Annotated in this window: 4 protein-coding genes; 1 reads left to right on the top strand and 3 read right to left on the bottom strand. The window is 41.4% G+C overall.

The window, feature by feature from the left end:
* Positions 1 to 210: hypothetical protein (locus tag UF75_RS30590; RefSeq protein ID WP_242860428.1), on the top strand; the 210-nt coding region annotated here is incomplete at its 5' end.
* 59 nt (positions 211 to 269) lie between these two features.
* On the opposite strand, the gene UF75_RS25120 is transcribed toward UF75_RS30590, so the two are convergent.
* From UF75_RS25120 to UF75_RS25110, 3 genes are all read right to left on the bottom strand, one after another.
* Positions 270 to 794: a hypothetical protein gene (locus tag UF75_RS25120; protein ID WP_242860427.1), complete on the bottom strand. Its 525-nt coding sequence runs from the start codon at positions 792 to 794 to the stop codon at positions 270 to 272.
* A 459-nt stretch (positions 795 to 1,253) separates the two neighbouring features.
* The gene (locus UF75_RS25115) at positions 1,254 to 2,603 is read right to left on the bottom strand and encodes a putative sulfate exporter family transporter (protein ID WP_045577251.1); all 1,350 of its coding nucleotides are present in this window, start codon (positions 2,601 to 2,603) and stop codon (positions 1,254 to 1,256) included.
* Between the two features lie 382 nt (positions 2,604 to 2,985).
* Positions 2,986 to 3,274: hypothetical protein (locus UF75_RS25110; RefSeq protein WP_045577250.1), on the bottom strand; the 289-nt coding region annotated here is incomplete at its 5' end.

The following is a 3,274-nucleotide window of genomic DNA, read 5'->3' as shown; positions in this document are numbered from 1 at the left end:
ACGGAAGCAAAGGCCCCTATAACGGGTACGCCATCTAGATTTTTTATATTTCACTGCCTGGGGAAAAATCCTCTCCCTCCAGAAAACTTTGAACTGCTGGATCTTGCTGTATTTCATGATGTAAAACGAGACTGGAGTCAGTATTACCCATTAAATTTCCAACTTGGTCCACTAAAAATACGTACTCTCCCTCACCCAACCGTATATTAGCATATCGGGTAAAGAGCCCCTTTAAGTCAACCTTAGCTTGGAGATATCCGATTCGATTGCTAGTTATGGGGGTCTTGAACGGCTACCGTTAAATAGACCACCGGGCTCTTGTCACTGGAGTAGAACACTTCACTCATAGCTGAGGACTTTCCCAAGGGTATCAGGTTTTCAAGTTTTGCTGTCGAGGATAAAGGAGAATTTGTTTCTTGGCGATCGATTTGATCGAGGACGTTAAAACCCTGATCTGCAACTTTAATTTCTTCGATAAAAGACTCTTTTTGCAAAAGTGTTTCTAATATAATCTGACGTGACGTTTCTTCTTTCCCAACGAGAGCGTGGGCGCTTGTAGCCTTAGTAAGAGTTAAACTGTTCTCAAGATTTATGATGAAGTCCCGCATTTCATGGGCAAGTACTGTTACCTGCTCAAAGTTTTGTTCATAAATATCTTTTTGCAGGTTTTGTCGCACAGAGGTAAAGCCTAAATACCCGAGAAAGAACAGAGGAAGAACGGACATGGTGACACCAAATAAAAGAAAGTGAACTTTAATGCGCATCCACCAGGGAATTGAGCTTTTTTTCAACATTTGGCCCCCATCCAATCTTTTGCAGGCTTATACTGTCTAATAACTACGTGTGGTACTCCTAGTGTAGCATGAGTTTACGAATTTTTGTTAGTCAAATATCCTTGCAAAGGGTTTCATAAACAACGGAAGTTGGCCCTAGTAATCCGTTTTCAGGATAGACTCAATTCGACATAAACTTGAACAGTCTTGTTATATACTTTATAGAAAGCTGAATTAGTTAAACGGTGATTATTTGTAGGATGAGGAGGAGCTAGAGTTGAACATTTTAGACCCTAAGAGTCCTATTATCAACAGAATCCTTGATTTTTGCTTTCCTGTCTTGGTCACATATTCTATCGCAATAATATTGCTAATATTATTGGATTTATTGTCACGTTGGTGAACATAACGGTTTTGATATACAACAAGAAGCCCACCGTGCGGAAGGCTTCTTGCGATTAGATTCGATCAGTTTATTAATTACTTTACCATTGCCCAGTAGCCGCCCATCACGACTACTGAAAGGAGATAACCGAGTGGTACGTTAACTAAGACACCTGTGGTAAACGCTGCAAAAGGTCTCCAGCCCACAGAGGTAAGATCTTTGAATCGAGTGGTTAAGCCGATTGAAAGGAAGGTGAAAATGAAGGCCCAACCTCTTAATTCCTTTATGGGGCCAATAACTTGGGCCGTAATTGCTTTTGATGTCGCAGCATCAACACTAGCAACTAACACTGTGATGATGATAGAAGCGACAAAGAATCCTAAGACAAATTTTGGGAAACGAGTCCAAATCTCACCTGCATTTGGTTTGGTTCCATCATGTCTCTTCTCCCATTTTGTGATGGAGATAAAAGCCATGATAAAACACCAGATTCCAACGAACATGTCACGCCCAACGACTTTCATTAATGTGAAGGTTTTAATTGCTTGCTCATTAATAGATGCTGCCGCTGCCATTCCTGCAGCATCGGCGAACTCTGAGGTTCCAATCCATGCTCCGGCTGGACCGGGAGCAATTCCCAAAGCTTTAATAAATATTGGGAGGGCAAAGATCATGACGATCGCCCACACGATGACTAGGGAAATAGAAATCGAAACATGCTGTTTTTCTGCTTTAACTGCACCTCCGATGGCAATCGAAGCGGACACACCGCAAATCGATCCGCCAGCTGCGAGGGTGGCAGAGAAACGGTTATCTAATCCAAAGAGACGAGTTCCAGCCCAGTAAATGGTGAGATACGTGGTTACCGCGATGATAGTTGCTTGAAGGAATGCCATCGGGCCAGACTGCATTATAAGAGTGAAAGGAAGGGTCGCCCCCATAAGTACAATACCAGTTTTAACAAAGAATTCAGTCCTTAGAGAGGTATCCATAAATTTGGGAAGCTTAACAAAGTTACCAATGATGAGTCCGACTGCAAGAGCGAGAAGCGGTGCCTCCAGGTTATACTTTTTCATAACATCCCAAGAACCCACAACTGTGACGACGAGGCTCATTATGAACAAAACCGTGAATCCTGGAATGAACTGACTTAATTTGTGACCAAGAACCTTTACTGCACCGGCAAACAAGAGAAGAAAGAATAAATATAGACCAAAGATAGCACCAATATGAGTGCTGACATAACTTGTTGCCTTGCCAAAATCCGAGTAACTCGGTACACTAATCGCTACCCATTTCATAAACGTATTTCCTGAGAGCCACAGTAATATTGCTGCTACGACTACTCCAAGTCCCAGCCAGACAGCCCAATAATCTTCTTTTTTCAAAAGATCCGACCAACCACCTGAGGGTAAAGTTGGTTTTTTTAATTCAACTTGTGCCATAATGATAGCCTCCTCATGATAAATTTCCTTAAACTACCTTCCCAAGGTAACCGCATTCCATATTCTTCATCAAGACATAACTATTCATCCCCTTTGTGAAGACTCATTGAGTTCATTATTTTAATTCTCCTATGACAATATAAGCAATAACTATGCCAAGTACCTGTTCTTGTGAAAACTAGCGTAAATAGAACGTTTTAGCCCTTCGAGAAGAGGTTTTAATTAACGGATAGATCATGACAATTTGTCACTTATGCCAAATTGTCATGCCAAAATGTCTTATATTCGTATCGGTAAAGCTGCAGTAACAACAAAAAAAAGTGTCCTCCTCCACTTTTGGTTCGTGAAGGAGGACTCCTTTTGATTGTTGTATCCCCGGAATTTACAAGACTCCCCATTTACGGGTATATTCAACTTTTAGGATAAATTCGCTACCATCAAATCCTTGTTCTTTTAAAATCTTGATAGCATCGTTAAAATCATAGGTTTCGGTTTCCAGGAGGATATAATCCTTTTTACCCGTGATCGCCCAGTCATCATGGGCTTCAGTCAGCAGTTCCATCATGGTAGCGATCCGCTCTAATCTCTTGGTCAAGAACTTATTTAAGTTACGAACCGCTTCAGGCTTTACCTTCTTTACTTTCAAAATGTCATTGAAAGGGGGGGTCTCC

Source organism: Desulfosporosinus sp. I2 (assembly GCF_000960765.1).
Taxonomy (GTDB): domain Bacteria; phylum Bacillota; class Desulfitobacteriia; order Desulfitobacteriales; family Desulfitobacteriaceae; genus Desulfosporosinus.
Note: the sequence above shows the minus strand (reverse complement) of the source record. Positions and strands in the feature narration are given on the sequence as shown.